This window comes from Vibrio sp. 10N.247.311.12 (genome assembly GCF_041467515.1).
Taxonomy (GTDB): Bacteria; Pseudomonadota; Gammaproteobacteria; order Enterobacterales; family Vibrionaceae; genus Vibrio; species Vibrio crassostreae_C.
The window spans coordinates 1-25,693 of record NZ_JBFSUV010000032.1 but is presented as its reverse complement, the minus strand read 5'-3'; the positions used below and the strand labels follow the sequence as shown (position 1 = coordinate 25,693).

The 25,693-nt window shown below is 40.8% G+C and carries 29 protein-coding genes; 8 read left to right on the top strand and 21 right to left on the bottom strand.

All coding sequences use genetic code 11. The features are described 5' to 3' along the window. Nucleotides 1-67 precede the first annotated feature (67 nt). Nucleotides 68-1,192, top strand: a complete 1,125-nt coding sequence (locus tag AB6E30_RS14720; protein ID WP_372083546.1) for a tyrosine-type recombinase/integrase — start codon at nucleotides 68-70, stop codon at nucleotides 1,190-1,192. 47 nt (nucleotides 1,193-1,239) lie between these two features. On the opposite strand, the gene AB6E30_RS14715 is transcribed toward AB6E30_RS14720, so the two are convergent. The 10 genes from AB6E30_RS14715 to AB6E30_RS14670 form a co-directional block, all read right to left on the bottom strand. Beyond that, nucleotides 1,240-1,788 carry a hypothetical protein gene (locus AB6E30_RS14715; RefSeq protein WP_372083544.1) on the bottom strand — a complete coding sequence of 183 codons (549 nt, stop codon included), beginning with the start codon at nucleotides 1,786-1,788 and terminating at the stop codon, nucleotides 1,240-1,242. A gap of 98 nt (nucleotides 1,789-1,886) precedes the next feature. Then, on the bottom strand, nucleotides 1,887-2,114 hold the full coding sequence (locus AB6E30_RS14710) for a hypothetical protein (protein ID WP_102305830.1): 228 nt from the start codon (nucleotides 2,112-2,114) through the stop codon (nucleotides 1,887-1,889). 56 nt (nucleotides 2,115-2,170) lie between these two features. Continuing rightward, nucleotides 2,171-2,338, bottom strand: a complete 168-nt coding sequence (locus AB6E30_RS14705) for a hypothetical protein (protein WP_157936602.1) — start codon at nucleotides 2,336-2,338, stop codon at nucleotides 2,171-2,173. 107 nt (nucleotides 2,339-2,445) lie between these two features. Beyond that, complete coding sequence (locus AB6E30_RS14700) at nucleotides 2,446-2,661, bottom strand: hypothetical protein (protein WP_102305829.1); 216 nt, start codon at nucleotides 2,659-2,661, stop codon at nucleotides 2,446-2,448. Further along, nucleotides 2,639-3,058, bottom strand: coding sequence for a hypothetical protein (locus AB6E30_RS14695; protein ID WP_372104121.1), 420 nt, complete (start codon nucleotides 3,056-3,058; stop codon nucleotides 2,639-2,641). The genes AB6E30_RS14700 and AB6E30_RS14695 overlap by 23 nt, the downstream gene beginning before the upstream one ends. Nucleotides 3,059-3,384: 326 nt before the next feature. Then, a complete protein-coding gene (locus AB6E30_RS14690) occupies nucleotides 3,385-4,644 on the bottom strand; it encodes a Y-family DNA polymerase (RefSeq protein ID WP_136987129.1) in 1,260 nt (419 codons plus the stop codon). A gap of 2 nt (nucleotides 4,645-4,646) precedes the next feature. Further along, nucleotides 4,647-5,051 (bottom strand): LexA family transcriptional regulator, encoded by a 405-nt coding sequence (locus tag AB6E30_RS14685; RefSeq protein ID WP_086715489.1) that lies wholly within the window; start codon nucleotides 5,049-5,051, stop codon nucleotides 4,647-4,649. A 419-nt stretch (nucleotides 5,052-5,470) separates the two neighbouring features. Further along, complete coding sequence (locus AB6E30_RS14680; protein ID WP_136987133.1) at nucleotides 5,471-6,214, bottom strand: excalibur calcium-binding domain-containing protein; 744 nt, start codon at nucleotides 6,212-6,214, stop codon at nucleotides 5,471-5,473. A gap of 32 nt (nucleotides 6,215-6,246) precedes the next feature. Then, entirely contained in the window at nucleotides 6,247-6,528 is a 282-nt protein-coding gene (locus AB6E30_RS14675) for a hypothetical protein (protein WP_133152255.1), read from the bottom strand. A 5-nt stretch (nucleotides 6,529-6,533) separates the two neighbouring features. Beyond that, nucleotides 6,534-6,752, bottom strand: a complete 219-nt coding sequence (locus AB6E30_RS14670) for a hypothetical protein (RefSeq protein WP_136987130.1) — start codon at nucleotides 6,750-6,752, stop codon at nucleotides 6,534-6,536. 175 nt (nucleotides 6,753-6,927) lie between these two features. Here AB6E30_RS14670 and AB6E30_RS14665 point away from each other — a divergent pair, with 175 nt between their 5' ends. Continuing rightward, nucleotides 6,928-7,293 (top strand): hypothetical protein, encoded by a 366-nt coding sequence (locus AB6E30_RS14665; RefSeq protein ID WP_081231404.1) that lies wholly within the window; start codon nucleotides 6,928-6,930, stop codon nucleotides 7,291-7,293. Nucleotides 7,294-7,324: 31 nt separating this feature from the next. Here the strand turns inward: AB6E30_RS14665 and AB6E30_RS14660 are convergent, their stop codons facing one another. The 6 genes from AB6E30_RS14660 to AB6E30_RS14635 all read right to left on the bottom strand — a co-directional run bounded on the left by AB6E30_RS14660 (nucleotide 7,325) and on the right by AB6E30_RS14635 (nucleotide 16,492). Beyond that, a complete protein-coding gene (locus AB6E30_RS14660) occupies nucleotides 7,325-8,260 on the bottom strand; it encodes a hypothetical protein (RefSeq protein WP_372104118.1) in 936 nt (311 codons plus the stop codon). 387 nt (nucleotides 8,261-8,647) lie between these two features. Further along, nucleotides 8,648-12,766, bottom strand: a complete 4,119-nt coding sequence (locus tag AB6E30_RS14655) for an esterase/lipase family protein (RefSeq protein ID WP_372104115.1) — start codon at nucleotides 12,764-12,766, stop codon at nucleotides 8,648-8,650. Nucleotides 12,767-13,144: 378 nt separating this feature from the next. Next, a complete protein-coding gene (locus tag AB6E30_RS14650) occupies nucleotides 13,145-13,516 on the bottom strand; it encodes a hypothetical protein (RefSeq protein ID WP_171750985.1) in 372 nt (123 codons plus the stop codon). A 132-nt stretch (nucleotides 13,517-13,648) separates the two neighbouring features. Beyond that, nucleotides 13,649-14,512: a DUF2971 domain-containing protein gene (locus AB6E30_RS14645; protein ID WP_171750984.1), complete on the bottom strand. Its 864-nt coding sequence runs from the start codon at nucleotides 14,510-14,512 to the stop codon at nucleotides 13,649-13,651. A 162-nt stretch (nucleotides 14,513-14,674) separates the two neighbouring features. After that, the gene (locus AB6E30_RS14640) at nucleotides 14,675-15,817 is read right to left on the bottom strand and encodes a Shedu anti-phage system protein SduA domain-containing protein (RefSeq protein WP_171750983.1); all 1,143 of its coding nucleotides are present in this window, start codon (nucleotides 15,815-15,817) and stop codon (nucleotides 14,675-14,677) included. A 120-nt stretch (nucleotides 15,818-15,937) separates the two neighbouring features. Next, on the bottom strand, nucleotides 15,938-16,492 hold the full coding sequence (locus tag AB6E30_RS14635) for a hypothetical protein (RefSeq protein WP_171750982.1): 555 nt from the start codon (nucleotides 16,490-16,492) through the stop codon (nucleotides 15,938-15,940). Nucleotides 16,493-16,998: 506 nt separating this feature from the next. Here AB6E30_RS14635 and AB6E30_RS14630 point away from each other — a divergent pair. Both AB6E30_RS14630 and AB6E30_RS14625 read left to right on the top strand, forming a co-directional pair. Then, nucleotides 16,999-17,604, top strand: a complete 606-nt coding sequence (locus AB6E30_RS14630) for a hypothetical protein (protein WP_372104112.1) — start codon at nucleotides 16,999-17,001, stop codon at nucleotides 17,602-17,604. A gap of 10 nt (nucleotides 17,605-17,614) precedes the next feature. Next, on the top strand, nucleotides 17,615-17,932 hold the full coding sequence (locus tag AB6E30_RS14625; protein WP_372104109.1) for a hypothetical protein: 318 nt from the start codon (nucleotides 17,615-17,617) through the stop codon (nucleotides 17,930-17,932). Between the two features lie 81 nt (nucleotides 17,933-18,013). Here AB6E30_RS14625 and AB6E30_RS14620 read toward each other — a convergent pair whose 3' ends face one another. Further along, complete coding sequence (locus AB6E30_RS14620) at nucleotides 18,014-19,339, bottom strand: hypothetical protein (RefSeq protein ID WP_372104106.1); 1,326 nt, start codon at nucleotides 19,337-19,339, stop codon at nucleotides 18,014-18,016. Between the two features lie 509 nt (nucleotides 19,340-19,848). Between AB6E30_RS14620 and AB6E30_RS14615 the strand changes: the two genes are divergently transcribed. After that, a complete protein-coding gene (locus AB6E30_RS14615) occupies nucleotides 19,849-20,085 on the top strand; it encodes a hypothetical protein (protein WP_372104103.1) in 237 nt (78 codons plus the stop codon). A 186-nt stretch (nucleotides 20,086-20,271) separates the two neighbouring features. On the opposite strand, the gene AB6E30_RS14610 is transcribed toward AB6E30_RS14615, so the two are convergent. Continuing rightward, a complete protein-coding gene (locus tag AB6E30_RS14610; protein WP_136987165.1) occupies nucleotides 20,272-20,466 on the bottom strand; it encodes a hypothetical protein in 195 nt (64 codons plus the stop codon). 147 nt (nucleotides 20,467-20,613) lie between these two features. Between AB6E30_RS14610 and AB6E30_RS14605 the strand changes: the two genes are divergently transcribed. Continuing rightward, nucleotides 20,614-21,396 carry a hypothetical protein gene (locus AB6E30_RS14605; protein WP_372104101.1) on the top strand — a complete coding sequence of 261 codons (783 nt, stop codon included), beginning with the start codon at nucleotides 20,614-20,616 and terminating at the stop codon, nucleotides 21,394-21,396. Nucleotides 21,397-21,426: 30 nt separating this feature from the next. Here AB6E30_RS14605 and AB6E30_RS14600 read toward each other — a convergent pair whose 3' ends face one another. Next, entirely contained in the window at nucleotides 21,427-21,717 is a 291-nt protein-coding gene (locus tag AB6E30_RS14600; RefSeq protein WP_136987166.1) for a hypothetical protein, read from the bottom strand. A gap of 354 nt (nucleotides 21,718-22,071) precedes the next feature. On the opposite strand from AB6E30_RS14600, the gene AB6E30_RS14595 reads away from it, so the two are divergent. Next, nucleotides 22,072-22,323 (top strand): hypothetical protein, encoded by a 252-nt coding sequence (locus AB6E30_RS14595; RefSeq protein WP_206361545.1) that lies wholly within the window; start codon nucleotides 22,072-22,074, stop codon nucleotides 22,321-22,323. Between the two features lie 108 nt (nucleotides 22,324-22,431). Then, the gene (locus AB6E30_RS14590; RefSeq protein WP_372104099.1) at nucleotides 22,432-24,300 is read left to right on the top strand and encodes an Ig-like domain-containing protein; all 1,869 of its coding nucleotides are present in this window, start codon (nucleotides 22,432-22,434) and stop codon (nucleotides 24,298-24,300) included. A 51-nt stretch (nucleotides 24,301-24,351) separates the two neighbouring features. Here the strand turns inward: AB6E30_RS14590 and AB6E30_RS14585 are convergent, their stop codons facing one another. Next, nucleotides 24,352-25,008 carry a hypothetical protein gene (locus AB6E30_RS14585; protein WP_136987169.1) on the bottom strand — a complete coding sequence of 219 codons (657 nt, stop codon included), beginning with the start codon at nucleotides 25,006-25,008 and terminating at the stop codon, nucleotides 24,352-24,354. Further along, nucleotides 24,998-25,435 carry a hypothetical protein gene (locus tag AB6E30_RS14580; protein WP_136987170.1) on the bottom strand — a complete coding sequence of 146 codons (438 nt, stop codon included), beginning with the start codon at nucleotides 25,433-25,435 and terminating at the stop codon, nucleotides 24,998-25,000. The genes AB6E30_RS14585 and AB6E30_RS14580 overlap by 11 nt, the downstream gene beginning before the upstream one ends. Nucleotides 25,436-25,693: the final 258 nt, after the last annotated feature.

Sequence of the window (25,693 nt, the reverse complement as noted above, 5' to 3'; positions counted from 1 at the left end):
GATCTAGAAAAAATGCATGGAATTGGTTAGACTGTAACGAACTACGAAAGCATAAGTTGGAAATGATATGGTCGGCACTGAAATCTCACTTCATACGGACTTTTCCCGTTTAAGGCCAGAACATGTTCACCAGGCGATCATGCTCGCACGAAAGCACGGTACATCGAACGAACAGTACCAAAAAATTCAAGATGCTATTAACCACCTTTTGCGAGAGTTCAATAAACGTGAAGAGCGTTATGCTAAGAACTCACTTTCTCAACTCTATAGCAACTGGTCACGATTTGAGAAATGGTGTCACGAGCATGAACATCACTCATTGCCAGCAGCCGCAGAAACCATCGAATTATTCTTTGAAGATAAGGTCGACGACTTACACCGTAACTCAAATCGATCTTATGCGTGGGCCATTTCAAAAATTCATCGTATCTCGGGTTGTCCTGATCCTTTTCTTGATGAAATCGTTCGTGACAAGATGGCCGGTATCTTTCGCAGGAAAGTTGAAGCAGGTGAACGAATAGTACAAGCTTCAGCCTTTCGAGAAAAACACTTAGATAGAATAACCGAATTATGGCGACATTCCCCTGTCCTACGGTATCGACGTGATCTGGCATTGTTGACTGTTGCTTATGAAACTCTACTTCGGGCATCGGAAATCGCAAATATCCGTTTTGGCCACTTAGAGTACCCAGGTGACGGAACGGCATTGCTCACTATCCCTATCACTAAATCTAATCATAGTGGTGAACCTGATACAGTGGTATTTAGTCCAGAAGCTGTTGATATTATTCATGAATATGTTGAATTGGCAGGGCTTGATGACACCGATGAACAAGCCTTTTTGTTCGTTGGGATCAGCCGACACAACACTCCTTACAGGCCAAAATTAATCGACCCCACTCACCCTGAAAGTGGGAAAAACCATAAGAAAATGACGTCATGGACTGTTGAGCAGATTTTCAATAAAGCATGGGAAGCCCTTAATTTGGGTAAGGTTGGTATCGCTACTTTTACTGGCCACAGTGCAAGAGTTGGCGCTTGTCAGGATTTATTGACTGATGGGTACACCATCTTGCAAGTGCAGCAAGCTGGACGTTGGTCAACACCGGCTATGGTGATGAGATACGGTCGTGGGATATTGGCAAAAGACGGTGCAATGGCACAGAAACGAGCGTCAAGAGGAAGAACATAATCAGCCTGTTGAAACCCCGATGTTGACAGCTGCGGGGTTTCATTACGTTACGCATCACCAAATAGGTCGGGCAATATTGTAGCTTTTATGGCTGTTTCTATTTGTTCAGGCTCATCAACTACCACGACTTTTGCAGCACCAATGCCCATAAGCAAACGTTCAAGTTCCTCTTCCTCTAACTTCGTCAGTTCAAGCATTGAGTGAACGATTAACAAAGGCATCAATGTAAGCCCAGGTTGCTTTGCTTCCCGTAACATCGAACCCACCAGCTCCGCGAAACTATCAGGATTATCTAAGAGCAGTTGCTTTACTGGTATCGGTGAAATTTTACTTAACTTATTTCCTTGCCATATTAACTCGCATTGTCGTGTTGTTAGATGAATCACAGCTGGATTGGCTAGTACCTTTTTGTTGACTAGGAGATCGATACGACAAGCAATACTAATGAGCGGAATGACCAGAACCATAGCTACTAAGCTTTTTAGGTTGTTATACAGCTCTGGTTGCTCAATTATCAAATGCAGGTAATGTATCTCCAGAAATAAGAAAATACATACTATAGACATCGCATCATTTATCGTTCTTTTTTTAAGCATCTTGTTTTCTCCATTGATCTCACAATCGATATCCATCGGTGGGGATAAATTACACCGAGGTGTTCTATAGTGGTGAGTAACAGGTTCCTAACTGATTTCTAAGACTGATGCTCATAAGTGTATGAATACTCGATGGCAATCAGTTTGGCTGGTGACGTTAACCAAACAAAGGCTGAAGTTAAATAAGGTATAACGATGAGCCAAGCCTGCTCGACAATCAGTAAAGAGTCGTTGAAACTGAGGAATACAGTCCAAGCTATCAGTGACACGATACAAACTGTTTTCAACCAATTAATTTCAATCTCTCTGTGTACATTTCTTTTCATATACTCGTTTCCTTACAAGATTTAAATGTTATTGATATGGAGTATTGGACTGCGGATTATCTATGTTCGATATCGGCTTCAGAGTGGACTTTGTATGGCTTATGGCAATCGTCGCATTCAAATTCACCACCCGCTGGGTTGACACAAAAACCATCTTGTTCTTCTCCGCAGTGAGGGCAATATAGAGCCACATTCATCGTGTGTAATTCTGTCACTGTCTTCATATTCTCTCCCTGAGATTAACTGTGAGTTTGTTATACATCCTAAGTCTCCCAATTTAACTTCGTATCGGGTTTCAATATTTAGACGACGCTATGGAAGAAGGAAGAACTCAAAGTTGCTCTGCTCGCAGCTTTCTTTTCTGTTTGTAGGCAATGGTTGCCACTACCAAAACGAAGCAACAGGTAATCAGTGTTTCAACGAAACCGAAGAGTTCGCCATTGAAGCTAGTCACTAACATGACATGCGACCCGATACTTAGGATGCTTAACCTGAGTAACGCTTTATCAACAGGCCCCATATAGTCAGTGAGATCGAGTTTGAGCATTATTAGCCACCCTCCTTAACTGTTCTCGGATGTAGCCTTCTTGCCACTCGATATGGCATTCAGGGTCAAACTTCTCCCCTTTTCTGCTCGCAATAACTCCCGCTTTGAATTCGGTCGTATAATTCGAGTTAACGGTAAGTGTTGGTTCGCACATCTCACATGCTACTGCCGACAACAAATGAGTAAACATGCCTGAATCGTGTCGCTTCTCAGTGATTTCTAAGATTTTGACTAGAGCATGCAACTCATTACAATTGAATCTGACCATTGTTAACCGTATTACAGGTGACCATTTTTCATATGTTTCAATGAACCCCTGCTCACCTGACAGAAATATTTGCTGCTCACGACATTGGTAAAGTCGTTGTGCTGTAGAAACGATCTTTATTGAAGTCATATCTGTTCCTTTCAACGCGAAGGCTTGAACTGTAGTTCTGTTTCTTCTGACTGGTGCTTAGGTACTACAAGCTTACATTTGAAGTACTTCCCCCGTGGCAGCTGATTGCCAACGGGGAGGCGTTTAATCCAGTCATCAAATGCAGGTTTTGAAGTCGAGGGGAGTCGTTGGCTTATAAACGGGTCTTTCAGCATGTCTGCCATTCTTGCTCTCTACTCTGTTATTCGAATATTGAGTTCAGTATCCAACAACCCGATACAGGCATGTTCAAATAAAGAGCTTGAATTGGAGAATAGATTGCGTATCACAAACGCGGTGGGTAGAAATTAGCAGGCGATTCTAGGTAAGTCGCTCCATTTAGTGGTGTATTGCGGAGACAGCATTTCGCGGCGCATACCCCAAGACTGTCTTGTAGGTGTTCCTTGCGCAGCCAGAAAGATAGTGTCCATTCCATACTTTGCGTTTATCTGATCAAACGAAGCCATTAACTTTGCATTATTGGGTTGTGGGTTAAATAGGTCAGCTTGCTCATGTCTTCCGTCAACGAGGTCAATCAGCCCAACACCGACTTTGTAGTACTGAACACCTTCTTTGTAGAGTGTTTTGGCCAGAGCACAGGCCGCACTGGTTAAGGTATCCACATCAGCTGTCGCGTACTCAAATTTGTGAATCGCTTTGAAACTAACCGGCTTTTCGTCAAAAGGTGAATTTCCTGCAAAGCAAACCAACACTTTACAAAGTGACTGTTGAGCACGGATCTTTCGCGAGGCAATGCCCACATGCAGACTGATAGCTTGTCTAAGCTCATCGAATTCCGTTATGCGCTTACCCAGACTGCGGGTAGAAAAAACTTGTTGTTTGTCTGCTCTTGCTATGTCGAATGGAATACACTTTTCACCATTGAGCTCCCGTATCGTTCGCTCAACACCGACATCGAATTCTTTTCTCGCTTTTGAAGGTGAAAAATTTGCTAGTTGCGCTGCGGTAGTGATCCCCATAAATTGCAATGCTTTCGTTCGCTTGCGACCAATCCCCCAAACTGAACCCACATCAATAGCCTGGAGAACACGTTGGGTTTCTTTCACTGAATCTAAAACACATACCCCCTGATAACCAGGGAGTTTTTTCGCTGCGTGGTTGGCTAATTTTGAGAGGGTGAGCGTCGGGCCGGTTCCCACACAGACCGGGATCCGACACTCTTTCCATATTGCTTTTCGAATTGCGGCCCCATGCTCTCGTAAACAAGGAATGTTTATGCACTTGTCCAGATTTAGGAAGCTTTCATCGATTGAATAGATCAGTTGTTCAGGTCCAAAACGTGCAATCACTTGCATCATCCGCAAGCTCAAACTGGAGTACAGTTCATAGTTAGATGAGAAGACTGTAACGCCATGTTGCTCACATAATGCCTTGATTTTAAAGTAAGGTTCGAACTTTGGAATGTTCAACGCCTTCGCTTGATTGTTTACCGCAACGGCACAACCATCATTGTTACTGACGGTGATAACCGGCTTTCCACGTAAATCAGGTCTGAAGACTTGATGACACGAATTGTAGAATGAATTGCCATCTATTAATGAATACATGCTTAACCCGAAAACATAGTTGATACACGGTGGAGTCTGATGGAACTCGCTAATACCCCTTCTATTGCGAAGGAGTCTTGTTCATCAATTCTTACCGGCTTCATTGATTCATTCGCACTCAGCAAGCGACGTCCTTTGATATCTAGAATTTTACAAACCAGTTCACCGTTTAGATTGGCAATGATAATATCGTGGTCTTTCGCAGTAAGGGCTCGATCTACAATCAATACATCACCTGAAAAAATCCCAACTCCTTGCATGCTATCTCCCTGTGCCAGCGCTAAAAAAGTTGATGACGGGTGTTCCACCAGCAATTCATCAAGGCTCAATTCCAGTTGTTTATATTCTGCAGCTGGGGACTCAAAACCCACCACGCCTGCACTCACTGGATAAGTTAATATATTCATAATTTATACTGGTTATTTATACAGTGCAATTCTAGCCCCGAATCTAGATAAAAGGCAAGAGAATGTCTCAGTAGGTAACTAGCGCTATAGAATTTAAGGTGAGACAGAGGTTGAGAGGGCGACATTATGAACAAGAGCCCTATATACGATAACATAATATGATATTGTTTATATTTAGGTTTCACCTAAACGATGTTAAGTTGTTTAAATCAAAGGGAAAGTTAAGAGGTCACTATGCCATTAGTAAGGTTTGCAATATTAGTTGTTGTACTATTTTTCGCTTGGTTAGCTTTAGTCCACATTTTCAATGACTATGGTGCTGGCGTAGGTCTAGTCTGTTTGGGGTTGTTTGTTTTTGTGGGTCGGAAGTTATCAAAGAGAACGCTGGCAAAACTTCAGTCTCGCCAGCAATAAATCGTTTACTCGCACACAACACCATCCCCGTCTCGGTCAGACATGAATGCGTATGCCGGGTCATGAGCCGTTACTGGTGCAATCCCATGATTTCGAGCTTCGGCACAAGTGATACGTCCGTTGTTGTTGTCATCATACAAGGACAACGCATGCCCCGTAGATTGGGTGACGTATTTAGTTGGAGCGCTTCCAGCAGGTGCATAGAACACCATTTCAAAAGACGGGCAATTATTGATAACACTCTCCAACGTGTTCGCTTCGACTGGATTTACACTAAGGCCATACTTAGTTTTTATCTCAATGACACGCAACGCGAACCAACATTGGTTTCTTGGCGGCAACCACTCGCCAGCGTCCAAGCCACATTTTCCAGTAGAACTACAACGGTTCACAGCTGGGGATGCTAGGGTCAAGTTCAATAGATCTGTTGCAAATGCTTTTCTTGTTTCAGGGCTTGCCGCACAGAGTCCACTGTCATGCCCTTCACTGGCTGCAATGATGTGTTCGATGTCTGTCTCTGAAGTTGATTGGTAGTAGGTGCCAGTATAAGGGCCATAAATCTGACCTCCCATACTATCGACTATCGCTGACTCTACTGAAGCGGGATATGGGTATTGGCTTTTCTTATCGTATGGTGAACATCGATGCTCTTCCTTAACTACCAACCCACGCCACATTTCATTTCCCAGTGATGAAAACGAAGCAAGTAAAACAACCAAATACATTGAACTGCGAATAATCCCCATCATAACGTTCTCTATTTATTTACGTTACATTGTCACTAAGACCAGCAGCCCGATAGAATCTGGGACCACAAACGCTGCCCCTTTTTAAGTCCACGTATATCCACGACTTTTACGGTGACTGGCTTACCTACTAAATCAGTCTCATACTTTTTTCCGGTTATTATGTTATATAAGTTTCCAGATGCATTGGCTAGAGGTATACCCAACTCTTTTGATAAACTTGCAGCAGTGTAATGCACTCCCGACTCCAACATATATGCGGCCATCTCTTGAGTGCTCATCTTGTTGTGAACCTTACTTGGTGTTGTTGTATTCATGGCCATTACACCTCTGTATAGTTACCGGAATCATACTCACGCATAATGGCAGTCTCGGTGAATTCAAGCACTTGTACTTCGCCATCTATCCCACGCGTTTTATCGGAAAATCGCACACGAAGTGTTACTTCAGTATCATCGATAATAGTCGCATGAATTCTTTGTCCATCAGGTGCATAACCTCTACCAGTATTAAATGTCAGTTCGCCTTGCTTCGTTTGCATATCTCAGTTCCTTCAATTGGCTTTGGATTAGATATACAACATCGATGTGTTCTATTAAGCACATTGTCATCACAAGGCTGTGGTTCAACCGGTATTGTGTGTTGCTGTTAGTAGCGGAATATTAGATATTACTAAGGCTATCTATTGTTATATCGAAATTTCAGGAAGTTAACAGATGTCTAAGCAGCTCAAACCTGGTGGTCTTCAATACGTGTCTCGTGTCCTAGCAAACAAATATGATGTTTCCCTGTCCACATTCGTACTGATTGATGCCACTCGAAATGGCAATATTATGACCGAGATAGCAGAGCTCTACGGGGTCAATAGAGATGGTAAGGATTCGTATCAATTTCTCAGTGACTTGGTTAAACATGCCAACAAGAAATCCTCTCTTCCAATTTTCAACGTCACGAATATGACGAGATATGACTTAATAGCAATGGGAATTGATCCCGTTTCAGGAAGACGTCCTCGTTGGCTGTCATTGACCAGCTACGGTATGACGATTCTCAAAGACTTCGACAAATTGATGTATGAATAAGGATCTAACAATGAGAGCCTTTTAATACACGCTATTTAATCAGGACCGACTCTCGCTTTATCGGCTTTTCATTGAAGCGAATTTTTACGATGTGGTTATTCTCAAACCTCTGCTTACCTATAAGATCACGATACTGTTGATAGGATTTTCCCTTGAGGCCACAGTGATTGACGTAGATAGCTACTTTATACACGGTGAAGTCGAGCCAATTTTTACGTTTCTTGTTCACATCGATGACTGCATCACTTAACGTTATTTTTAGTAGCTCCCATAACTTCCCACTAATTACGTGTGTGTTGACGCTGAGTGAGTAAAATCCACTACCATTCAATGCGCTAGTAAACATCGTCATTTCTCTGATCAGTTGGTCTTTTTTGCCTTTTATTGGTTTGTAAGGGTCTGCCAAATGGAGGGTTATATCTGATGCATGTTTCCAACGATTAGTGATCGGATACCACTCCAGCATCAATATCTCGGTGCTACCGAATACTAATTTTATCGGTGTCATTATCACCCAAGTCATGAACGCTACCAATAGGACAAGAGCATAGTTCCAGCCCGATAATAAGCAAGGCCATAGATTCTCTAAGGCCAGGTTCTCGCTATAATTTTTATTGATAAAGGTGTCGTTCCAATTGAATGAATCAAGTGCAAACAAGAGTAGATAAAAAACAGAGAACTTCGTCATAAGTTTGGCCGTCTTACAGAAACGGTGCCAATATTCGGAATGAAACATAGAGAGGTTCATGTGCGTCGGATCATCGAGCACTATCTTTTCATCGGCGATGTTTCTAATGGCTTTCGCCTGTACGAGTGAGACGCCCATTGCGACTATGAACACATAATCACCAAAATAACAGCTGAGTAAGATACACAGAGTCGGAATGATGTATTTCAGGGTTTGAATAACTACCGTGATGACGTTCATTACGTAATCAGTTAAGAGCGTGAAAGTTGGTTTTAACATAAGAATGTATTCCTTTTGATTTAAACCTACTTAATTTTTCCGAGATCGCAAAATTTTTTTTTCATATCCTGTAGGAGAGGAATAAAGTTTCATACTAAGCAGTCAAGTAACCCTGTTTGTACCGTTCTAAATGATACTCACCCAGAAATAAAGATTCATACTAATTCCTACTACAAAGTCTGAGTCACGCTACAACTGAGTAATAAAGTATCATACTGGTTGTCTTGGGCATCCACAGATTGATCGGCCCCAAGATTGATCGGCCCCATTCAAACACGTTTCTGGACAAAAGCAAGCTAGAGTCTTTACTTTAACTTTTCAGGTTTGGATTAGGAAATATATGGCTAACTCTCTAATGAGCAAGAGCTAACAAATATTCCTCTAAATTCACCACTCAAACCGTTCTTCTGATTGCCTTGACTTTAACTCTTCATCGGCCTTTTCTTGTTCTACCCTTTTCTCTAGCCTGCTAAGTATCATTTTGGTGCCTTCTACAACATCAGGGTTTTCGTGTGAAAGAAGCTCCTCAAACATTTCAGCTCTTTGTTCAATTATGGATGCACGTGAACCACTCCAAGACATCTGGATAGCAGCTCTTTCGAAAGCTTCAATCACTAACCACGGCTCAGGACTTTTGTTAACTAGAGCTTTTGCCAAGTTGGTTAGTTTAAGATGTTCACCATTCTTCTCATATGGAGTGATCGACGATGCTAGAGCTTTAAATCTGGATATTGGTGATTCTTTGCACCACTCTATAGCTTTATCAAGAGGGAGTTTAGAGAATGGACTCGTTTTTCTAGATAAATGACTAGTTGTGATTTCACCTAACACATTGTCATCTTTGAGAAATACATCTAAGGCTTGAGTCGGCTGTAGTTCGATTACAGTTGATAGAAACTCACCATAGTCAAAAGCATAAACTTTATAAGTAGCTATGCCTTCAAACAGTTTTTTGAACAGAGTGTTAGCATCTTCCTCTGCCTTCTCTTCCAAAAAACATACTTTAGCTATCTGTGTCAAAGAATAATCTCGGCCACCATAGTCTCGTTGTTCTCTGCCATAATCATGCTTCAGTAAGAACTCTCTGCATTTTTTAATCAAATCCACACTAGGAACGTAAATGGCTTGTTTCTCCAACCCATGAAACCGCATGGTTAGTATTTCAATAACTGTACTGTGCCCATTTGGTTGCAACCAGAGCAAATCCAAGATAGTAATTAAGTCAGAGTCAGATATTGATTCATGCCTTCTACCAGATGCCATATTTCGGTACATCCAGCTCGGAGAGGTATTATTTTTTAACGATGTTATGAGCCTACTTACAGCAACTTCATCTAGCGGGCAATCAAACTGCACCAATGGGAATATCTGGTTTAGTCTATCGCTGTTTAATAAGCCATCTAAAATAAGTTGTGCTTTATCTGAGTCATTGTCGTAAACGTATCTGACAAAACCTCCGACAAAGTTCGAGTTTACTTTTTTGATATCTAATTTTTCTAGGCAGATGGCTATATCACCCCATACCTTTTCAATATCATTTACTCCGCTCGCAACTCCATGACCAAACCTAAATAAGTGGTTGTTAGTATTCATAGTTGTAAGAATCTGAGCTAACTTGTTGATAAGATAGTCATAGTGCTCTTGAGCAACATGTGTGCCTAATTCTTCTGCGAGTTCTTGAGCTTTTTCATACCCCCATTTTACCGTTTCACCTTCTTCATCTAGCTCATCGAGACCGAAGTAATTATGGTTATCAGCAAACACATATAGCTCCATTTGACCGTCTAGATCTTGAGCTGCAATATTTGCTCTTAACATTTCAAGTCGGTTTTTGTGCTCTTTCGTCATTGATGTTGAATCAAACAGCAATGTTGCCCCTAAAGCCAGCCAACCTCGTGGCCATCCCCCATTGCTACAGAAGCTTTTGGATATGGATTCGAGATCATCATGTAGTTCAGCTATTCTCCATAGCCCTCTAATATGACTAGCAAAAACTTCTTTGACACGCTCATCAATAACATTACCTGACGAAGCAAGATTACGAATGAGCAATAAGTATTCACGATACCAAGAAAGCACATCATTGCGACTTTGAGGCTCGTAGCCAAAGTCTCTTGATTTAGCACCAAAATCAAAACCATAACTTGATGAAAAGTGTGAAGTATTTAGCGAGTTATCGAGTAACTCATACCCCAGTTCTCTTTCGCTTTCATTCGTGCTATCCATGAGTTTGCCAATGCATTTAACTCGTCGCTCCAATGTTGCGTGTGTACCTGATAGATAAAGCTGAAACAAACTACGAAGTAAGCTTCTAACAGAGTTGTTATTTTCCCCTTTTTTTTCAGATAATGCGAAACGACAGAGCAGATCAAAGCATTGACTGAACAAGTCATCTTCATATGCGAGAGAGCGAAGAAGCCTTGTAATTGATATGTAATGAGGATTGTCCCTACTTAAGAAAGTTGAATCAAATTTTGCTCTTTGCTCCAGATAAGTGAGCACTTCATTTGGAATAATTGGGGCAATATTGGCCAACAATGAGATCGACAAGTCTTCATTACCTTTTTTAAAAAGTAAATCTATCACTCCATCGGCTTTTAGCCACAATGATGCTAGCTTAACAGCTTCTTCGCTATCATTAAGATACCCAATACGACGTGAAAATGACTTGAGCAGTCTTGGTTGTGTATTGCTGTTTATGAACTTCACAATATTTGAATGAGGGACGTTCTGCAACGCTAAACGGGCTAGTCTATTCGCAATAGGGTGAGGTAATATCGCCATCCAAATGCTACGTTCTTGCGCTAAGTTTCGTCGCTTCAACTCTTTAGCAAACTTGTACATTTCATGAGGAGGAAGCATTACTATTTCACCGAGTAACTTTAACTCTTCACTAAAGTCATCTTCAGATTCCAACTGAAACGAATAAGCTAATGATAGGCCCTCGGCTGCTTTTTCTAAGCCAATATCTGAATCATGGCGCTGATGAAACAGCCTTTTAAACAACTCTTCATCTTTTAATCTGGATATGTTTTCATCTTTTCCAACAGAAGAGGCAAGTGCATTAGCTACTCTTGCATTACCTCCTGAGAAATCAGCGATTTTCCCAGTAGTTTGTTTACTTAAATATGGGAACCTTGATGAAATCATTGCTTCGATAAGCTCACTAGAACTTGGCTCTAAGGTATAAACTTCAGTTTGCTCTGGCTGATCTTCCCTAACGTCGTATTCAACAGTTAGGATTCTAGCCGTGCTGTTATTTTTACATAAATTAGTAAGTTCACGATGTAAGTCGGGGGCACAGTTATCCACTACAATAATGGACTGAATATTGTCTCTAACAAGCCGTTCGACTAAAACTCGTGGAGTGGGTGAAGGAGATAGGCTAATGTCTGAATAGAACACGGTCTCCTTATCAAGAGCAATTCCTTCGATTCTCTCGTCAAATAGTGCTTGTACGAAGCGTGTTTTTCCTACACCTGACAGGCCTACTAAGCGGATGGATGCACCAGCTTTGAGTAAGCGCTCTCTAAGCAAATTCAATGCATCAACTGTAGCTAAACCTTCTGAGTTATTAGAGGAAGAACTATGAAGGCGTATAGCTTGATCTAATATGTATTCTTCCTCAATCCCCTTTGGGCAACTAGCCCAATTGCCATACTCCTCCCAGCCACGGTGGTCTTTACCAAAATTTGACCGTAACCAACAAGCCTGTTTTGATAGTGACTGTTTTTCGACAAACCTTTTAAGAAGTATGTAGATTTCATCTTGCTTCGAAGAAGGCTTACTTATATTAATATGATGAGCATCTATCGAGGTTGGCCGCACTTGTAGCCCAGGATCTGAACTATCAGGCTTAACAATCCTTCCAAATATCGGGAGAGATTTAGATTCAACAAGAACTAAATGGCGAATTTCTTTATCGTGGCACCATTCTCGATACCAAGTATTCAACTCCCGAAGAGTGGGATCATTACGCCCTAATGAAGCAGTTACCGCCGATGGCTTAAGCAATAGAAATGTAAAAGACCTGAGTAAAACTCGCCCTAAAAGAGTATTCCCTTTTTGAGCTAAATCTGCACCAGTGTGAGGCGTCCCCATAAACGCGACACCTGTAACTCTATTTACCAGCCCAACAGCATCTTCACGCCCACTCTGGTCGCTTGCCAACCTAAGCAGTTGTTTAATAATCAACCCGCCTAGACTGTGACCAACAAGTATTATTTCGCCCTTACTTAACCTCTGTTCAGCCAAGAGTAATTCTAGTATGTTTTGCGCTTTATCTTGGATACCCATACCCGCATCTAGAAAAGCGAACTTTGGTGCCTCGTACCCAATAGCCCAAATGCTGCAATCTTCGATATCTTCATTCAGCCATACAGGCCAAAAAACTTTTTCTGAATTATTTGATTGCCATGTTGTCTCTGCGTGGCCGCCTAATCCGTGAATAAACACAACATGCTTTCTAGCCAAAGAATCGCTAGATTTCAATCGCAACTCAGCCATGTAAACCTCTATCGGTATAAATACTATCGCTTAAATTTTATCCCAAATATTAATCATCTAATAGTTTTTTATTTCAACAGGTTACATATGATAAAAACAAGACTAAACATTAGTGTTTAGTGCGTACAATCGTGGCTGCTCATCGGCTAAGATATTAGACCACTCGCTTTAATTGCTTAATAGTAAGAACGGTAATTTAGCTCTCACCTATCACATTAGTTCTTGTATCGTGAAAAACTGTGAACTGAGTGTAGCTGAAATGAATGCTCAACTCATTTTGGGGCATTTCCGTGTCAGTGGCTTTGCTAATTTAGTTAATCATGGATTATTTTGAGTAAGGCAAAGCCGAACCATGGTCGTTTGTTATGAAACATTTCGTCAGCCTCCCAATAACTTTAGAAGGACTTGTATCAAAACATCCGCAAGCTCCGAAATTGAAGGAAAGTCCACAAAAATAGAAGTTAAGTAATCATGAGCTTTTACAATTGCTTCTTGGTCATTAACGAATGATTCAAGCTCTCCACTAACTAATTCTGCATTATCTGAAATGTAATCCAATACAGAACTACGCTCCTTTTCAGAAAGTTCCTCAGTTGCTTTAACTGTATCCGTAAATTTTTTGAGGGTCGTAACTTTAAGCTGCTCAAAGTCTATACCATCAGATGAGACCATAAATGGTTCGGGATCTTTACCTTTCTCGGTAACAACTTCGAAGCCTTCAACCGACTTCTTATAGTATTCTTCTTCCACAATAACCTCCTTGTTTCATGGCCCAATTAAGGTGAAGCACGCTATCACTATACTCGATTGAACACCGTAATCACTGAACTTAATCCAAACCAAAAATGGCAAGAGTGCTGAGTCACTCTTAAATTTTTATATTTACCAAGCAACGATGTTTTCCAATAGAGCCTCATGCCCATTCAGTAAATTGGATTCGCAAACTATTTCATGAGGGATATTATATTTGTTACAAATGGCTTTTACACTCGAAGTATAAGGTTCACCCGCGAACGGTGATATGTATACAGCCTCTATAACTTTTTCTGCTGAAGCACTAACCACATTGGGCTTTGCCTTGAACATGTATGGGTTTTCTATATCAACTTTAGGGGAAACAAATAACCTCACTTCATTTTCGTGGCTAAACGAACTACGTTTTAACAAAGGCGCAAGATGCCCATCAGTTACACAGTCTCTACCGTCTATGCTAGGGTCATTGAAGTCCATATACTTAACGGCGCCCATTTGAACCAAGACATCTTGTTCAAAATGTGTGAGAGCTTCACTAAGGTTAGAAACGCTTGTTCTTATTGCAATGCCTTTTCCATTATCTGAGTAAAGCTTCCACATGGCTTCTGATTCAACAGGATTAGCATGCCAACAATTAACAGTAATTCCTTTATGTAGCAACTTGTAGGTTTCTTTTACCTTTTGTCCTAAACCGTCAATGCCTTCTTTCATTTTTTGAAGCTCTGGTGGGCTTGTACCCTCCGTCATGCATTGGCTTTCAAATACTTGATAAACTTCTTGAAGCTCTTTAACTTCTGTTGCGAATATCTTTCCAAACAAATCGAATGCTTTTTGAGGTATATATCCTTCAAACGGGTCTGAATTGCTGTAACTTTCAAGAGGTGTAAAGTAGAAACTATCTGTTTCTAATAGGTGAATTAATTTATCGAGTGACATATAGCGCCATAGCGGCATTGAATGATCTACACTATCGCCAATTTTTACCTTAGCCAATTTTAACCTCTTAATTTCATTGTAAATATAACGCCCGCTTGATGGGAAAGTAACGCAACCACTAAAGCGAAACTAACACACCGTAATCACATGAGTTAACCATTAGCATTGAACTCGGCAAGCTTTGGTTGGAATCCCTCTTAAGCAACTGTTAGCAGCGTTCTATTTGTTTGCACTATGCTCATTAAGAACAATGAATGATGCTCTTTCAAATAACTCGTCGTAGGTAATGATTTCTACGTTTCGAGAGTCTCGACGGAAAAGTTCGAGAGTTTTTCGCTTCATTTTTTTGATGCCTGGAGGCTCCGCTGAATTATCAACTTGTGCCCAGCTACCAACAATTAGAACTGTTTTCGAGTCATAAGCATTCTGATTTATTTCGCTGTAATCGTCTGCATATAGATCTCGAGTTGTTTCAACCTTGAGCGTTCCGCTAGCTTTTTGCTCTAGAATTTGTGAGTAAGCTTCCATCAATTCTTTTGATAGTTTCCAACTCTGCGCTCTATTTTGAGCAGTTCCAAACAATGGGGTTGTAGGTAACTTAAGTTCGACAAACGTTGTGAATTTAGTGTCACCCATTAAGAAATCTGCAATAACACCTTCACTGCCACCCGCATTAGTATCAGACGCGTGAAATTCCTTTTGTAAGATACCTTGGAATCGGTAGTCTAAACCATAACCAAATATCCATTGATTCACTGCGAAGAAATGCTGCCATGCAGTCTCGTCTTTTGTATTTGGCTTACCGATATCGACTTTGTACTGGGGTAGATAGTTTGAAGACAGTAGTTTTTTGAATATTTCTAACTGCGACTTCCGATAACCCGTATTCACTAGATCCTGAGTAGTGATCATTCCTTGCGACAGTAAGTCTCTAACAACTTCTCCACCATCAGAACCTGAGAGTAGTGTGGTTATTTTCTGTTTTGTCTCGGCATCAAGCACATCCATTGAATCATCGGATAGCTTAATACGTCGCTCTGCTATCCCCTTCAAATCAAGTTCTTGGATGAAATTCAAGAACGTTTTCAATTGCTGCATATTGAACTTGGAAAGTTCAATAACTTGCTTCTCCTGACCGCTGACTAACTTGCATAGCTTAATGCCTTCGATGTCATCTTTTTCTTTTAGATATACAACTTTCATCATTGTTCGGGGAGCTAGCTGAATATGTAACTCTTCTTCGTCAGAGAAAATAACTTGGAAAAACCTACCTTTCTCGAAGGTGTGATTATAGAGAGTCTCTAACTTAGAGTTTCTAATCACATCTTCCTCTGTAGGTTTAAAATTTGGAATTTCAAACACCGATAACCTCTTATCTATCGTTAATTTGGCAGCTGCTGACTTGCAAAACAGGGGGAGACCATATGTGTGAACAACGCTAACATCTTACCTAAAGCATTGTGCCATAAACACTTAACTAGCTTAAAGTGAAGGCGCCAAGCATTGAGAATCTCTCTTAAATTTATTGTTAGCACGCTTTACTCGATGGTGGAAGTGAATCAAGTGCGCCCGTGCCTTTGTGATTGTATTGTGGGTATTTTGAATGTCTGACAATTCAAATTTACGATAAGTAGCCTTATCTTTTGAGCATGCAACCCCTTTAGAGGGTGATGCGTACAACCAGCTTGCGTGAGTAAATTGATTTCTTGAATTACCACTATCGTCAAGTAAGTTTACCAAACTAGTAAGTGCTTCCCCTAGCTCATGATTTGAGCCAATAAGAACCTTATACAGCTGAACAAGCCTGTCTAGTTTGCCTTTGTACATTTTACTAAGAGCTTTTATATCAATAGATTTATCGAGCAATTCATAGATTTCAGTCAGGCAAATCGTGATTTCATCTTCGAGAGCATTGAACTCCATGATCATTAAGCCGAAAGGAGCACTGATCTTGTTCAAGTAAGCATGAAGTTCATCCTCACTTTCATAAACATCAACATGTTCGAAAATGCAGTTTTCTCTGATTTTATACGTCATAATTCCCACTGCGTGCTAACGTTTATAGACGGAGTTTTTCCGTCTTTGCATTCCGTCTATGTTGCTTGTATTCATTATGAAACTCAACTGCTATCAGCCTGTTGTGTTAATCGACAGAGAGTTACGAGGCGAACCACGGAAAAATTCTGTATAAGAACCCAAAATACAGATTAGATTTGTTTGGTCTCTTACAGTACTTGCTAGGCAGTCTGTTCGATAAGGCTAAGAAGGATTGGGGCAAAACCTTGCTAGTGATGATCACAAACTTCCCTCACAAAACTTCCCTCATGTCACCAGAATCGTTGTTGGACATTTTCGAGTTACGGGCCCAGAGGACTAGAGTTCTTAGGATTAGTTCTACTGTATTGCAAATGTCACGCCTAGAGACGAAACCACCCCATCTACAGTATCTAAATCTTTGTGCTCAAATTCACTATGTCGCTACATAGCTTTGCTAAATTTTATGCGGGTAGATAAAGTGATAGAAAAATAAGGAAGTATCAATTGTGTTGACTGCTGAACAGATTCGGAACTCTCAAATAGTAAAATCATTGGATAATAAATTACAAGAGTTGCTTGAGCATAATGAACTGAAGGCATCCCCTCAATCTGAAGCCTTTGGAGATTATGTACATGCAGTTTTTTCTAAAGTAAAAATGATATATCTAACTCCTGGATGGGAGGTTTTTTACCTGTTTGATTTTGATGTTAATTACAGATATAGAAGGAATGACTCTGTTAGTGGGGCGTATTGCGAGGTTGCCTTAAAGTTGGCTAAAGATTTCATTTACAACATAGACGTATATACTGAAGAACTTGAAAATGACGAACTAACGTTAGCTTTTATTCAAGCTTTTAAACAGGGGCATAGAGGAACTAGCTTGAGTCATTCACAAGGAAATAGAGATTTAGATGCTGAATATGACGATCTTAATGAACGATATCATAGTCTTCCTGCACAGAGTGAATTTGATAAGTATGCTATGCATTATCATTCTATATTTGACTATTTGCACTCTTCTATGAGTAAGAAACGACTAGGCAGAGTTGTAAAATTATTTCATGCAAGGCATCACATTCTACAGTGTGAAAGGATACTATCTAAAATATGATTGATAATTAATGTCGAAATTCAACTTGAAGCATGTAAAAACGGACAGCAAAGGCCAACACTTTACATTCGAAATGACTCCTAACTTGGTGACAGGTTATGTTGTGTTTCAAGGTATATGCGAATTAAACATTTATGAATGGAAGTCAAACTTAGAAGGCAAAGGTAATACGATCCTTGCATTAAAATATCTTAAAAGTAAATCAAAAAAGATTTGCATTAGAGATATTGGATATTCGCAAGAATCTAGTTCTTGGATTTATTGGGAAAAAATGAAGCATAAAGGACTAGTAGATACTCTCTTTAATGATATGAATGAGGAAGTTTAAGTAAACTACAGTCCTCCTTTTAGGTCATATCAAGGAGAAAGAAGCCGAACCTTTATCTAGAGGGTTCGGCTTCTTTACGGTCTATTCGTCTATAGTAACTTTTGAATCAGCATTTGGTTTGCCTAAATCTTTTTCCATATGAGATTTCAAAAACTCTGTTTTTAATTTAATTCGCAACTGTGCTATTTCTTCGTCAGGTAAGTCTAAGTCTTCAGTCGCCATCGATGTAATATCGCGAGATAAAATAGATAATCGAAGAAATGCGAGCCTTTGGTCATGGATTTTTATTAAGCGATTAACTGCCATTTGAAGGCTTGCACCAGCTGCGCCCATAATTGCAATTATCGAAAGCGTAAAAGGGATTCTACTTAGGATCAAATTCCAAACGTGGGAGAGCTCTTTGGTGTCAGTTAGGCGAATTAACTCAATTGAACGTTCAAATAGCTGATAGGTAATTCCACAAATAATGGCTAGGGCACTGAAAGCTATTGCACCGTAAAAAATCTGTTGGAATCTTGTTTCTCCAATATATCCCTTTAAGTCTTCGCTATAGATATCTTTATCACTCTGAAGTTGCCTTAGTTGAGCGCGCGACAGTAGTACACCTTCAGTTAGTGTGGAGTGTTCGTTAGTTAGGTCTTGTTTCTGTATCTCAAGCTTTGCGTTCTCATCTCTAGACAAGTCGAGTTGAGCCTTTTCTTTGGCTAATACTGAAGATACTTTAGCTTTGGTAGTTTCGAGTGAAGAGCACTCTTCCTTCAAGTCGTCAATTTGACTCTCAAATGATTCTACTTGTTCTTCTAACTCTGCGTTGAGAGCAGCTAAAGTTTCTTTTGTTTGTTCAAACCTAGCTTCTTCTTCTAAGGTTTCTTCATTGAATTTATTTACGCGGCTAAATGTATCCACAAGTCTATTCTTTGCAACTCTGAGTTGTTGGACTTGGTGCTTGAAGTGAAATCGTGACCGTTCGCTAACTATGTTCCCGGACATTCCGATAACTTTAAATGAAGATATTTTAGTTTCACCATCAACAGACGACAGAGTTAGCGTATCTACAAATGAATTGATAGAAAATGCAATGACCCTTTCTTCGCCGGATTTATATGACTCGTTAGTTATAGACGTAGAATTGCCATCAGTTGAGTATTGTAAAGTTACTTCTTTGTTCGTTTGATTTGCAATCTTAAATATTACCTGAGTGATAAATGTTTTATCACTTAACCTTAGGTCTATAGGCTTAGAACGAAGTGAGTATTTTTCTTCACGTGGGCGATAAGAAAGGAAGTTAAGAATCTTTGATTGTGATGAGAATCTGCCGGATTTTATTTCCGTGATGTACCCTGTTAGATGTTCGAGTTGTTTAACGGACTTTTCCAAAGACTCTATATCTTGCTGTATTGTTTTCAAATTCCCATCTCGACAGTATTGGCTTATAAGATCATATGGTTAAGCATCATAATGAGTTAGACACTTAGCCTTTTTAACCAGTAAATTAAAACAAACAAATATATATTGAATGCCTAATGTTGTATATCAAAACCTAACCCAGTAGTGAGGCAAGTATGGCAATAAAAAGCATAGGAGCAGGTTATCAAGTGAGATAGCTATGTCGAATTTACCCCCCGTGATACTACACGGGGATTCACGACGAACAGCATTAGATGAATGGATAACTTCTAGTAGGGCAAAACCCCATGAACAGGATATGAATGAGTAAAAGGTCTAGCAGACAATGGGGCATTTTCGATTTAGAAATGGCAGCGTATCGACTGCGATCGCTGCCATTTTAGTATGATACTTTAATACTCAGTATGAATCTTTATTACTCTCTCACATATCCCTCAAAACTACCGTGTACCCACTTTGGATGATGCTATTGTTTGAACTTCAATGCACTTAGCGCACAGGAGAGAGATATGATTTCATGGACAAATTTGGATGACGGCACTCACGAACTTAAAATTAGTGACGCGTTTAATATCGTGCTCTACCCATCAACTGGCTATGCCATCGCAACGGGTATCGATAGAAAGATCAGTTTATTTGGCTCTACTCTTGAAGAGCAAAAGCAAGATGTTCAAAGAACGGTAGTCGCTATACTTTTAGACATCGCGGAAAAAGTGTCACCGGATGATGTTAGATACGGTCGTTAACTAACTTTCTCTGTATCCAAATAGAGAGCACACATACCGCGCATAGAAATAGTGAAATATCGGCTAGAGAGTTTGGGGTGACATTTAAAAGTGAAGAAACAGGTTCGACATACTTCATGACGACTAAGAGAGTAAAGGCGACTGTAAGCCTCTTATAACCGCTTCCAATAGACATACGCATAACCTTTAGTCCATATTCCAGTTTTTGATGGAAAGCAACCCAATTGGCCCTTGCGCCAAACTGTACGTGACAGCCCAAATCTTCCACAAAGAACTTTCGTGTGGGTTCTTAATCCATACGAGAATTGCGGGAGCGGTGCCGCATCCAACCCAAAACCCAAATGTGATATAGAAGATCACCAATAACCATAGTTCTTGCATGAGTTGAGCTCCTTTAAGTGCCTAACGCCTTTTCCTCGACGCATTCTTGATGCGCTACTGGCAATTTATTCGTCATACAAGGCCCATTTTGTATTTAACCAATAATTGTATACAATAACATAATACGTTATCTAAGAGTCTTCCAGAATGACAAACCGCAACGCTGATTGGGTACGCTTCTTCAAATTAGAAGAGCAGTTCTTCGACGATGTACTCTCTTCCACAAATGAAGTTGAGTCCTTTGGTTCACATTGCTATCCAAAATACACTGAAGAATTTACCGAGTCGGGTCACCTTCGTCTGACCAAACCTCAACATATTCGCTGGATAGGTCACGTTAATGGCGATCAAAGCCTGTTCAATAAACTTCAGAAACAAGCCAAAGAAATTTACGACCTTCATCAATTTTTGACACTTTCGGAAAAAAGATGCTCTCGTGAACCTATTTTTTTAGTTGATGCTACGCGTATCGGTGTTTACAAAAACGTTGCGCACTCTTCGAATCTAATCACGAGCTCTGACGAAGTGAGCTTAGTACGAGGTAAATATAGCGATACACCGGAACGCGACATTCAAAACTATAACGACATGCGAAAGGATTTAATTGACCTTGGGTTCAGTACCGCTACCGTTTCGTTAGCTCCAGTAACACTCTCTTTAAAAGTAAGCACGCAAGAGTTAGTGAACTACTTTGGTCGCGAAGATATAGTGTATAGGAGACAAACAGGTCACCAATATCGCAGCCGAGTATATTGGGATCGACAATCTAGACCTATGAAACTTGGTTTCTTTATTAGCTTATCTCCAATTACTTACCATTGCGTTGTCTCTCCAAGAGAATCACGCGAAGACTCGTACCTAAACAGTGGCGAAGCCATTCCTTTCGTCGGTCCTTGCGATGGTAAATTTTGGATAAGCAAGACCTCATAATGCGGTTTATGAGGTCCCTAACCACTTAACTTATGCTTGCTCTTCGACGTCAGACGATTCGGCAGTCTTTTTCTCAGCGATCATCTTTTTCGTACCACCGATAGCTAACAATATGCCACCGACAGTTGGAAGTAATTGAAGCATCGCGAGATTTTTAACATCTTGCGGAAGATTGTTTCGTAAAGCTACTTCGGCAATGAATTCAAATAGTGGGTAGCCATTTACTGCGGCTTGGAAAAAAAATGACAGACCGCAACACAGCATTAGTATCAAACCAATGCACGTAATTCTAAAGTTAAAGTTCTTCATGTTGTTGTTCATAATGTACCTTATTTATGCTGACTGATTGGTTCAGTTCATTTATACACGCCCCATTCTCTCCTTTTAGAAATTAGCGAAGCCAATATCGCACCTTAATTGACAAAGCATCGTTTCAGGGACCGACAGCTCGGTAAACGTCACGCCAATCTCATAGTCGTATCAATTTAATCGCTGATATAGCCCTGCTTATTTGAATTTCTTGGTTCGACACTGAGATATCCTCAGCTTACGTAGCCAATCTAAACCCGTGATTTTGGGTTGGCATTGAAATTTTCTGCGGTTGAGTGCCATGGCACAGCCCCGAATACGCACGTTTCCCACAGCGTTCGCAGCAAAAGAAAACTGGAGTAAATGATGACTACAAATACGACTTCGACCAACACAGAAACCAATAGTGCTGTCCGGTTAGTGGCGGCATTAAAGGTTTTAGGTGTCACCGATGATACGCCCCTGCATTTGCGCCAATTGCTCATAAGCAGCATTTTATCGGTCGCGAAATTTAATGATGATGCAGATTTAATTGATATTTGTGAGTTTTCTCTGGCTCGTTTGCAAACCGAACTTGAGGATGATGTCAGCGAAAGCGCGGGTTCACCGATTCATTGATAAGAGGAACAAGCCATGAAATTCAATACAAAGTACCTTCTTTCTTGCGTGGCCATAAACTGGTTAATGTCCATCGGTGTCGCTAATGCTGAGTCAGATAAAGTGAATTTGCATACATGGAAGCAGTACGGCGAAGCTGCGTCAGGAGACTGGACGGTGAGTTCAGATGGCCAAAGTGTCTACCAAAGCATCAACGGACACCCCACTGCGTTTATGAGTGCAACCAAATACGAATATCGAACCTTCAAAGGGGTCATTCAAGTAGATGCGGGAGCTGGAGACGATGACTACATCGGGTTCATTTATGGCGATCCTACTGCTGGTGGTTTTTACCTCTTCTCATGGAAAAAACTGCCAACCGGCGCAGACAATGGATTCAGTTTAATTTATTTCGATGGCACCTTAGATGAGATGAAATCATATGGCTGGACGGTTCATGATGTTGAACAAGGCCAAAACACCATCTTGGGTAAGAAGCGAAATGTAGAATGGATGCATGGCCAGCCCTACCAATTTGAAATGCAGCTATTTCCGAATCGGATCGTGACCAAGTTAGATGGCGCTACAATCTTTGACGTCAATGATCTAACCGTTGCACCGGGATATTTCGGCTTCTTCAACTGGTCACAAGGGAATGTGCGTTATAACTCCATTCAGCAACTGTATCCACCTATCGCTGAACACAAGACTGGCGATATATCACAAGGGACTCCTTTTACGGTGGCCGGGACTTGGACAGACAAAAACCCAACCGACTCTCACACCTGCATGGTAAGCCAGCAACCGTATTATGGTTTAGTGACGATGACGCCCCCATGCACCTTTACCTATACCCCATCACCAGATAATGATGGCATTCAGACATTCAAATATAGAGTGACTGACGAGTCGAACTTGTTTACAGACGGGATTGTCGATGTGAATGTACGTTCGAGTGGAACATCTTTCACGTTGCCACCACACCTTATATCTGGACAAGAAAAAAATGTCTTCACCCAAATCAAGTCAACAAAGACTGACGGAAAGCCCGTGGTCAATATAATCAATAAGCCTAACTTTATGCGATTAAATGACTTGGGTGTCATCGAAATGAATCCGACGGATGATGATCTTGGGATGCATCACGACATCACCTTTGAAACGAGCGATGGCCTCTCGACGTACAATGCAGGCACATTTGATATTCAGGTCATACCCTCGACAAACAATGACTACTTGAACCAAAACTTCGAAATTATCACCTCTGATGTGCAGCTGCTGAATTTGGACAATACGCCTCACACACTAGTCACCATTCCAGCACTTGAAAGTGGTGAAGGAAATTTAGTGGAAGGCCCACATGAGGCTTTAATCACCGCTGATGCCAGTAACACCCATGACATGATGGTTGGTGATAAGATTGCCGCACCAGGTGATACGGTATCTATCACGGTCAACCTTGATAAAACAGGGACAGCTTTACCCATTTTCTATTTTACTCCGGATGCAGAAATAGCGAACTTTAGCATTGAATTCCCTTGGATCGACTCACCTCATGATTGGCGATACGTCGTTCAGAGAACTTGCTCAGACGCCGATTCAAATCGATGTGATCGAACATTGGAGATGGACCGGTTGAAAGCACCAACTGGCAACTTGCAAGTCTTTCTCAGAAAGAGTGCCAATGCTGAGTATCATAGTTATGGTTTTGCTGACCCTTCCACTTGGCGCGATTCCGATTTGGACGAACACCTTGCGACACTCAGTGAAGGTGACATAGTGGCCATCAACATCAATCAGAAATCAGATGCACTGAACGACTTCATCAATCAAGTTATCACACAGTTTGGTGATGGCGATTTGAGTAATAAGCTATCAAATATTGAAGACCAAGCGATCTTGCTCTATCGAATTGGAAGTGGAGTAAAAGAATATAAAACACAAAAGAGTACACGCTGGGGGACATCTGCGGTGACATGGTTGAGTTTGAACCAGTAACAGATGGAAGATGAAAAAAATTGCTCCCAATGGGAGCAATTTTTGTTTTAGTTAAAATTGTTCTGGTACTCGAATACCATGACTACGTAACAACCTGATGAGGTTGGACTGCACGTAAGCCAAAGTACATTCGCACCCTTCAAAATAACCTTTGTCGATAGCCAAACTGGTATTTCGACGAAGTTTTTTGTTTTGTTCATCTTCTCGGAACTCAAATAAGAGCGCCTTAAGATCATCTTCTAAGCTGTTTGTTTGAGTTGGGGCTGTTTCATTCGCTACAGATTCCGAAGCTTGAAGTTTCATCCATGACCAAACATAGCTTTTGTTAGACTGCATTGATTCAGCAAATCTTCCGATAGTCCTTATGGATTGATGTTTCGCATACTTAGACCATAGGGGCTTGGCCAATTCATCAGTCAGGAATGGGACAAACTTAATTGACATCGTTTCTTGTATGTTTTCATTCGAAGCACGCAGTGGAACGATTAACGTATCCCCAAATTCGACAAATGAATGAGACGCAGCCATTAAGAACTCAATTGAGTAGTTTCTGGTCGGTGTAAGTAACCCGTGTTTGCTCGTATCGTAATCAAAATGATTATCGTGACGTCGTAAGCACAAGTACTCATGAAAGGCAGTACTAAACTTACATGGGGTAAGAGAGTTATTAATCATAACCCACTCAGCATCTATCACTTTATTGAACATGAGAACGCTCCTCTTGCTTTACTTCCAAACCCATCACGACAGGTAAAAAAGTACGTTGAAACTGACCAGCCACCAGCACGTCGCCAACGTAAATAAATTGGGAACCGGCATGTTCAGCTGTTTCAGGAGTGAAATTAGGGTTAGGTACGAATTGACGAGTGCATTCAAGTGCAACAACGGTCCAATCACTGGACATTGCGAACTCTTTGCTCTGTTGAGTCGTGTAACCTTGGTTGAGGTAATGCTGGTAACTTTCCTCGACTAAGAATTCATCACGAATCGTAAGTTGTTCACCAACAGGGATCGTCTCTGCACCAAATTGACAATCTGCAATTACAGTGGAAGATGACAAGCCAATGATGCAAGTGAGTGCAAATTTGCTCATTAGGTTACAATTCAAATTTGCTGGTTTTGTTGTGAAAGACATAGTAATTCCTCGGTATATTTCGTGCGTAAGCACATGGGGTTTAGTAAGTGCAGATGTCATTTTTTAGAATGAATATCGATTTCTGAACTGCATGATTTAAGGACCACCTCAAGATTCTCTTCGGGGATCTCGTTAACTAGGCGACCTAAAAAATATTCCACAACGACGGCTACATCAGCACCTTCTAGATGCATTGCGACCGGTTGCATATTTCGGAGCATTCCGATCAGTCATTTCGGGATTATCCGATCACCCATT

Coding starts and splice junctions, on each gene's coding strand:
- AB6E30_RS14720 (WP_372083546.1), top strand. CDS start 68: ATGGTCGGCACTGAAATCTCACTTCATACGGACTTTTCCCGTTTAAGG.
- AB6E30_RS14715 (WP_372083544.1), bottom strand. CDS start 1,788: ATGCTTAAAAAAAGAACGATAAATGATGCGATGTCTATAGTATGTATT.
- AB6E30_RS14710 (WP_102305830.1), bottom strand. CDS start 2,114: ATGAAAAGAAATGTACACAGAGAGATTGAAATTAATTGGTTGAAAACA.
- AB6E30_RS14705 (WP_157936602.1), bottom strand. CDS start 2,338: ATGAAGACAGTGACAGAATTACACACGATGAATGTGGCTCTATATTGC.
- AB6E30_RS14700 (WP_102305829.1), bottom strand. CDS start 2,661: ATGCTCAAACTCGATCTCACTGACTATATGGGGCCTGTTGATAAAGCG.
- AB6E30_RS14695 (WP_372104121.1), bottom strand. CDS start 3,058: ATGACTTCAATAAAGATCGTTTCTACAGCACAACGACTTTACCAATGT.
- AB6E30_RS14690 (WP_136987129.1), bottom strand. CDS start 4,644: ATGTATTCATTAATAGATGGCAATTCATTCTACAATTCGTGTCATCAA.
- AB6E30_RS14685 (WP_086715489.1), bottom strand. CDS start 5,051: ATGAATATATTAACTTATCCAGTGAGTGCAGGCGTGGTGGGTTTTGAG.
- AB6E30_RS14680 (WP_136987133.1), bottom strand. CDS start 6,214: ATGATGGGGATTATTCGCAGTTCAATGTATTTGGTTGTTTTACTTGCT.
- AB6E30_RS14675 (WP_133152255.1), bottom strand. CDS start 6,528: ATGAATACAACAACACCAAGTAAGGTTCACAACAAGATGAGCACTCAA.
- AB6E30_RS14670 (WP_136987130.1), bottom strand. CDS start 6,752: ATGCAAACGAAGCAAGGCGAACTGACATTTAATACTGGTAGAGGTTAT.
- AB6E30_RS14665 (WP_081231404.1), top strand. CDS start 6,928: ATGTCTAAGCAGCTCAAACCTGGTGGTCTTCAATACGTGTCTCGTGTC.
- AB6E30_RS14660 (WP_372104118.1), bottom strand. CDS start 8,260: ATGTTAAAACCAACTTTCACGCTCTTAACTGATTACGTAATGAACGTC.
- AB6E30_RS14655 (WP_372104115.1), bottom strand. CDS start 12,766: ATGGCTGAGTTGCGATTGAAATCTAGCGATTCTTTGGCTAGAAAGCAT.
- AB6E30_RS14635 (WP_171750982.1), bottom strand. CDS start 16,492: ATGACGTATAAAATCAGAGAAAACTGCATTTTCGAACATGTTGATGTT.
- AB6E30_RS14625 (WP_372104109.1), top strand. CDS start 17,615: ATGTCGAAATTCAACTTGAAGCATGTAAAAACGGACAGCAAAGGCCAA.
- AB6E30_RS14615 (WP_372104103.1), top strand. CDS start 19,849: ATGATTTCATGGACAAATTTGGATGACGGCACTCACGAACTTAAAATT.
- AB6E30_RS14610 (WP_136987165.1), bottom strand. CDS start 20,466: ATGCAAGAACTATGGTTATTGGTGATCTTCTATATCACATTTGGGTTT.
- AB6E30_RS14605 (WP_372104101.1), top strand. CDS start 20,614: ATGACAAACCGCAACGCTGATTGGGTACGCTTCTTCAAATTAGAAGAG.
- AB6E30_RS14600 (WP_136987166.1), bottom strand. CDS start 21,717: ATGAACAACAACATGAAGAACTTTAACTTTAGAATTACGTGCATTGGT.
- AB6E30_RS14595 (WP_206361545.1), top strand. CDS start 22,072: ATGACTACAAATACGACTTCGACCAACACAGAAACCAATAGTGCTGTC.
- AB6E30_RS14585 (WP_136987169.1), bottom strand. CDS start 25,008: ATGTTCAATAAAGTGATAGATGCTGAGTGGGTTATGATTAATAACTCT.
- AB6E30_RS14580 (WP_136987170.1), bottom strand. CDS start 25,435: ATGTCTTTCACAACAAAACCAGCAAATTTGAATTGTAACCTAATGAGC.